Origin of the sequence: Pseudomonas sp. (genome assembly GCF_049645325.1) — a bacterium.
Lineage (GTDB): Bacteria > Pseudomonadota > Gammaproteobacteria > Pseudomonadales > Pseudomonadaceae > Aquipseudomonas.
The window spans coordinates 1-6107 of the sequence record NZ_JBARTQ010000673.1; the positions used below are offsets into that span (position 1 = coordinate 1).

General features: G+C 64.2%; 6 protein-coding genes. 2 read left to right on the forward strand and 4 right to left on the reverse strand.

Annotated elements, in window-relative coordinates; translation table 11 throughout:
* Positions 1–219: 219 nt before the first annotated feature.
* Positions 220–738: an AAA family ATPase gene (locus tag WBB95_RS28860; RefSeq protein WP_424490682.1), complete on the reverse strand. Its 519-nt coding sequence runs from the start codon at positions 736–738 to the stop codon at positions 220–222.
* A gap of 42 nt (positions 739–780) precedes the next feature.
* Positions 781–1815, reverse strand: coding sequence for an alginate lyase family protein (locus WBB95_RS28865; RefSeq protein WP_424490683.1), 1035 nt, complete (start codon positions 1813–1815; stop codon positions 781–783).
* A gap of 109 nt (positions 1816–1924) precedes the next feature.
* Between WBB95_RS28865 and dapF the strand changes: the two genes are divergently transcribed.
* Entirely contained in the window at positions 1925–2728 is an 804-nt protein-coding gene (gene dapF, locus WBB95_RS28870; protein WP_424490684.1) for a diaminopimelate epimerase, read from the forward strand.
* Here dapF and WBB95_RS28875 read toward each other — a convergent pair.
* Complete coding sequence (locus tag WBB95_RS28875) at positions 2725–3858, reverse strand: ATP-binding protein (RefSeq protein ID WP_424490685.1); 1134 nt, start codon at positions 3856–3858, stop codon at positions 2725–2727. The two genes, dapF and WBB95_RS28875, sit on opposite strands and share 4 nt — an antisense overlap.
* Positions 3848–4663, reverse strand: coding sequence for an alpha/beta fold hydrolase (locus tag WBB95_RS28880; protein ID WP_424490686.1), 816 nt, complete (start codon positions 4661–4663; stop codon positions 3848–3850). Before WBB95_RS28880 ends, WBB95_RS28875 begins: the two co-directional genes overlap by 11 nt.
* A 131-nt stretch (positions 4664–4794) precedes the next feature.
* Here WBB95_RS28880 and WBB95_RS28885 point away from each other — a divergent pair, with 131 nt between their 5' ends.
* Positions 4795–5997 (forward strand): TPM domain-containing protein, encoded by a 1203-nt coding sequence (locus WBB95_RS28885; protein ID WP_424490687.1) that lies wholly within the window; start codon positions 4795–4797, stop codon positions 5995–5997.
* Positions 5998–6107: the final 110 nt, after the last annotated feature.

A 6107-nucleotide genomic window follows, 5' to 3' on the forward strand; every position in this document is an offset into this window, starting at 1 on the left:
TGTGGTGAGCGGGCTTGCCCCGCGCTGGGGGGCGAAGCCGCCCTGAAACCGGAGTGCGCGGAGTGTCTGAGTAAATGAGGTGGCTTGGTTGGGGCGGCTTCGCCCCCCCAGCGCGGGGCAAGCCCGCTCACCACAGAAAGCTCAGTCACTACAGAAAGCTCAGTCACCACAGAAAGCCCAGTCACCACAGAGCGCCTATTCATCACCATAAGCGCGTCATCATCTGGCCCTGTTCGCCTCAGGTTTGAGGTTTGCCAGGGCAATCGCGACGGCCTGCTCAGGTGTCATGAGGGCTGTGTCGATCGTCAGTGGCGGCTCATCCCAAACCTCATACTCATGCGCCAACACCGATTCCCAACTGGGCGGCGTCAGCCCGGGTATATCGCCGCTGCGTGCTTCCACGCGGCGTTGGTGCTCCTGCCGGTCTGAGCACATCACCCGAATATCCAGCAGTTCAACGCCTGCCGCCGAGGCCACGGCTTGCCAGGCCTCCCGGCTTTCGCGGACCGGGTTCACACAGTCTGCGATCACCCTGTGCCCCACGTGCAAATTACTCAGCGCCACGGCGTTCGCCACGCCATAGCCGCTGGCGCCGACATCACCCGCCAATACATCGGCCGCCCGAAGCGCTTGTTCGATCACGTCAATGCGCAGATAAACCGCGCCAGTCTGGCGCACCAGTTCGCGGGCGATCGTGGTTTTGCCGGTACCGGGCAGGCCGCTGAATACAATAAGCATGGTCAATCCTTTGAAAGAGACACCGCGCCAGTCTAGCGGGGCTTACTTCAAATAACAGGCACTGATCCAGTCCGCCGGGTGATCCGCCAACTGCTTGGCCACCGGCAAATAACGCGGGCTCAATTGCGCCGCCAGCCAGAACAGCGTGGCGCTGCTCTTGGGTTGCCAGGTGCCGCTGTACCCGGCTTCGCCCACGCCCGCGCGGTCTTTGTCGAATTGCACGTGGGTGTGCACGAATTCCTGATGGCTGCGTTGACCTGTGGCATAGGGCACCAGCCAGTCGAGGGCCGCGCCGAGGGAGGCACCATTGGCGCTGAGGGTCAGCCAGTCGCCGCCGATGCCGTAGGGCTTGGCCGCCAGCGCCGCTTGCACCAGGGGTTCGAGGTCGTAGACCACGTAATGCAGGGCGTCACGGTCCTGGAAGTCAGTCACCGAGCCGTCGGGCAGCACGTTGTCGGCGATTTGCTGTTTAAACAGCTGGTGGGCCTGCTCCAGCATTGCCCGGTCGCCAAGCGCGGCAGCTGCCACGGTGACCAATTTGACCCGGTGACTCTGCCAGTTGTTGGTCTGCGTGCCTTTTTTCTGCCCGTGGAATTGCTCGATGTGGGCGATGTAGCCATTGCCCAGCGTGCTGATCAAACGACGGCTCGCAGCGCGGGTTTCGAGGCGCAGATGGTCGGCGGTCAGCGCATAAGCGTTGATCAGCATGTCGAGGTTGGTTTCGTCGATCGGGTTGAAGTCCGGCTGATAGACGTCAGCCCAGGCCGCCAGGTAATCGTCGACCTGCTTGAGGTAGCGCGGGTCACCGCTGATGCGCCATGCCAGCGCCGCCTGTCGCATCAGCGGCCAGTCCTTTTCGGCGGCGATGCTCTGCTCGCGGATGCCATGGTTCGGCAGCGTGCCTTCGGTGTGCACATGGGCCAGCGGGTTGGGCACATCACCCAAATGGCGTTGGGCGGCGGCCAGCAACGCGTTGCTTGTGGGGGTTGACGCGACCGGCTGGCAGAGGCTGGCGGCCAGGCTGGCGTGGGAAACTGCGGCGAGCAAAAGGCTCAAGGCGAAGGTGATTTTTTTCATCAGGGGCTCTGCTGGGCTCGAACGCGCTCACGCTAGCACGCGGCCGAATCCGCCTGGATGAAACTCCCGTATGCTTACCCCCTCATTCAGCTCGCCAACAGGAGCGCCCATGCCCTTGCCGTTCGTGAAGATGCACGCCCACGGCGACGATTTCATCATCATCGACCGCCGTGGCCAGCACGACCCGATCACCGCAAAAATCGCCCGCCAGCTAGGCAATCGCCACACCGGCATCGGCTTTAACCAATTGGCCGTCATACTCGATTGCGACGACGCCGCTGCGCGCATCAAGTTCTGGAACCCCAACGGCACGCCCCTGGAAACCTGCGGCAGCGCCACCCGAGGCGTGGCCGACCGCCTGATGTGCGAAGCCGGCAGCGCGTCCATCGTGCTGCGCACCGACCGTGGCCTGCTGACCTGCACGCGCGCGCCCGGGCGGCGGGTCTCGGTGAACATGGGCGCGCCGTCGCTGGACTGGGCCAGCGTGCCGCTGGTGCACGCCGTGGACACGCGCGTGCTGCCCATCGACGGCGACCCCGCCGCGTGCAGCATGGGCAACCCGCATTGCACGTTTTTTGTCGACGACATTGAAGCCATCGACGTGGCGGCCGTGGGCCCGGCGCTGGAAGTTCACCCGCTGTTCCCGGCCAAGACCAACGTGCATTTCGTGCAGGTGCTGAACCGCAACCACATCCGCCTGCGCATCTGGGAGCGCGGCGGCGGTGTGCCGCTGGGTTCCGGTTCGTGCTGCTGCGGGGCGGTGGTCAACGGGATTCGGCGTGGGCTGCTGGACGACACGGTCGACGTGCAGTGCGATGGCGGCACCGTCACGGTGCAGTGGGACGGCCAGGGCGGCGTGGTGCTGACCGGCAGCGTCGAGCCGATCATGCAAGGCACCACCTGCTCGGTTTAAAACGTCACGGTAAACGTGGTGCCCCGTGTGGCGCAGGAATTCACCGCCACATCGCCGCCATGGACCTTGGCCAGTTCGCGCACGATATACAGCCCGAGCCCGACGCTGCGCACCTCGCTGCCTTGGTCGGTGCCACGGGTCATGGGCTCGAACAGCACCGCCAGCAGCGCTTCGGGAATCACCGCGCCGTGGTTATGCACCGAGACTTCGCAGGCGCTTTCGCCGAGGGATGAGGTGATGGTGATCGGGCGTTGCAGGTCGCCATAGGCCACGCTGTTGGCCACCAGGTTGCCGATAATCTGTTGAACACGGTCGGCGTCCAGGCACGCCTCGCCACTGCCGTGGGCCTGGTGCTCCAGCGTGGCCTTGGGGAAGGTCACGCGCAGTTCGTCCACGGCGCGTTGAATCACACTGTGCAGGTCCAGTGGCGCGGCCTTGATGATGATGCCCTGGCCGACCCGGGCCTGGGTGAAGTCCAGCAGGTCGGCGATCATGCGTTGCGCACGCTCGGAAGACTGGGCGATGTGGCCGAGCAACTGATGCTCCTTGGCCGTGCGCTCGCCCCGGCCGAGAAAATCCGACGCCATGCGGATGGCCGTCAGCGGGTTTTTCAAGTCGTGGCTGACAATCGCCACCATCTGCTCGGCAAACAGCGCGCGGCGCTGGACGATGGCATAGGCCTCGCGCAACTCGGCCTGGGCCTGTTGCAACGCAACTTCGGTGTCGGTTTTTTCCTGCAGCAACGCTTCGGCGAGTTTGCGCGCCGTGAGCAGCTCGCGTTCGTACTTGTCGCGGTCGGTGGTGCCGAACAGCGCCAGGTCGTACACCACGGCGTCAGCCTGTTCGCGCTTGCTGCCGTTGAGCAGCACCGTCACCTTGTGCCCGTCGCGGTGCAGCATGTCGAGCTTCACTTCGGTGACGCTGCCGCGCAGGCGCAGCATCGGCGCCAGGTGGGTCTGGTGGAAAATCCGCCCACCCATGGTCAACAAGTCCTGAAAGCGCAGGCTGCACAGCTCGGCGGTGCTGAAACCCAGCCACTCACTGAAACGCGCATTGGCCTGCAGCAGGGTGCCGTCTTCGGCGGTGACGGCCAGGGCGCAGGCGGCGCTGTCGAACAGGTCAACCGGCATGGGCGGCCACCCACGGTGCCAGGAAACGCTCCATTGCCGCCGCGCACGCCTGTGGCGCGCTCATGTGCGGGCAATGGCCGACGTTGTCCACCAGGCAATAGCTGCTGTTGGGCAACACGCTGTGCAGGTATTCGCCCACGGCCACCGGGGCGATCAGGTCGTCGCTCGATTGCAGGATGAGGACCGGTGCGGCCAGGCCGATCACGTCCTGGCGGTTGTCCGACATAAACGTCACCCGCGCAAATTGCTTGGCGATGTCGGGTTCGGTGCGGCAAAAACTGTCGGTCAATTCCTGGCTCAACCCCGGTTGCCCCGGCGCGCCCATGATTGCCGGGGCCATCGCGCTGGACCAGCCGAGGTAGTTGCTGTCGAGGGTGTCGAGCAGGTCGTCGATGTCGCTGCGCTTGAAGCCGCCGACATAACCGACGTCATCGATATAGCGCGGCGACGGGCCGATCATCACATGCGCCGCGAGACGCCCGGGGGCCAGGCGGTCGGCGAGGGTGGCGATCATCGCGCTGACCGAGTGGCTGACCAGGATCACCGGGCCGATGGCGAAGGCGTCGATAATCTCGTTCAAGTCGCGGGCGTAGCCCTCCAGCGCATTGTATTTGGTCTTGTCGTAGGCACTCAGGTCCGACAGGCCGGCACCCACCAGGTCGTACATCACCACGCGAAAGCGGTCGATGAATTGAGGCGCGAGGTAACTCCACATCGCCTGGTTGCAGCCGAAACCGTGGGAAAACACCAAGGTCGTCGGCCCGTTGCCCATCACACAGACGTTATTGCGGTGCTTTAGGCTCATGGGCTACTCGAAGATGGCACTTTGCTATGCGGGCGTGCAGGCAGTTTAGATAGTCGCAGGCGCGGGGTCACGCGTTATAGCGCCGATGAGGTAAAGTCGCCCCTTCAGGAAGAAACTTCAGGTAACAAAACATGATGGCGATTCTGCGGCAATCGGTCTTGAGTCTGGTGGCGCTGCTGTTCATCGGCCTGTCCAGCGCCGCGCAGGCCGACATCTCGCCCATCGGTGTCGCCCTAGACCAGCGGGTGATCGACCTCACCAATACGCTGGACGCGGGCACCACCTCGCGCCTCAAAGACCAACTCGCCGCCCTCGAACAGCGCAAAGGCGCGCAAGTCGCCGTATTGCTGGTGCCCACCACCGGCGGCGCGAGCATCGAGGACTACGCCAACCAACTGTTCCGTGCCTGGAAACTGGGGCGCAAAGACGTCAACGACGGCATCCTGCTGGTGGTGGCCAAGGACGACCGCAAGGTGCGCATCGAAGTCGGCTACGGCTTGGAAGGCACCGTCACCGACCTGTTGGCCCATCGCATTATCGAAGAACACATCACGCCGGCGTTTCGCCAGGGCGACTATGCGGGCGGCGTGCAACAGGCGGTCAACGACCTGAGCGTGCTGGTGGACGGCGGCGACCTGCCACAACAGGCGGCGCGGCAGGTTAACCCGCAGATCATCGCGGTATTGCTGGCGTTTATTGCGGGCGGCATCGGCGGTGTGTTAATCGCCGCCGGGAAACTGAAGTGGCGCCGGACGCTGATTGCCACGCTAGCAGTGACGGTGCTGCTGGTGATGTATGCCGGTGGCCCTGACTGGCCGCTGTACTGTTTGGTACTGCCGCTGACCATGCTGATCGGCGGCGCCACATTCGGCGCGTTGTGGCTGGCGCGCGCGGTGTTTTACTGCGTGATGGCGGTGCTGGCGTATGTCGTCGGGCTGTTGGTGGTGAACCATTTCGTCGAGGTCAGCTTCCTCCACTGGCTGGCGATGCCATTTGGCGGCGCGTTGGTGCTGGGTTTGTACGTGGGGCTGTTCTTTGTCATCCGTGAATCCTGGAAGACAAAACCACGCTTCTTCATCGTGCGCGTGTTGGCGGTGGCGGCGGTGTACGTGTTGGTGGGGTTGCTGCTTGGACATGGCTACCAGGACTGGATAATCGCGATACCGGCCGCCTCGGTCGTGGCGTTTATTGTGTTTATCACCAGCATTTCGGACGGGAGTTCGGGCTCGGGCGGCGGCTCCGGTTCGAGCTCCAGCAGCTCCAGTTCCAGCTCCAGCAGCTCGTCTGGCGGCGGCGGTTCCAGCGGCGGCGGCGGGGCGTCGGGGAGTTGGTGAGCGGGGCTTTTGTGGTGAGCCGGATTTTGTGCTGAGCTGGGTTCTTTAGTGTGCCGGCTTAAGTGGTGAGCCTGGCCTCTGTGCTGAGCGGGCTTGCCCCGCGCTGGGCT

Bases quoted from the DNA above. Each gene is read 5' to 3' on its own strand.
- WBB95_RS28860 (WP_424490682.1), bottom strand. From the start codon at position 738: ATGCTTATTGTATTCAGCGGCCTGCCCGGTACCGGCAAAACCACGATC.
- dapF (WP_424490684.1), top strand. From the start codon at position 1,925: ATGCCCTTGCCGTTCGTGAAGATGCACGCCCACGGCGACGATTTCATC.
- WBB95_RS28865 (WP_424490683.1), bottom strand. From the start codon at position 1,815: ATGAAAAAAATCACCTTCGCCTTGAGCCTTTTGCTCGCCGCAGTTTCC.
- WBB95_RS28875 (WP_424490685.1), bottom strand. From the start codon at position 3,858: ATGCCGGTTGACCTGTTCGACAGCGCCGCCTGCGCCCTGGCCGTCACC.
- WBB95_RS28880 (WP_424490686.1), bottom strand. From the start codon at position 4,663: ATGAGCCTAAAGCACCGCAATAACGTCTGTGTGATGGGCAACGGGCCG.
- WBB95_RS28885 (WP_424490687.1), top strand. From the start codon at position 4,795: ATGATGGCGATTCTGCGGCAATCGGTCTTGAGTCTGGTGGCGCTGCTG.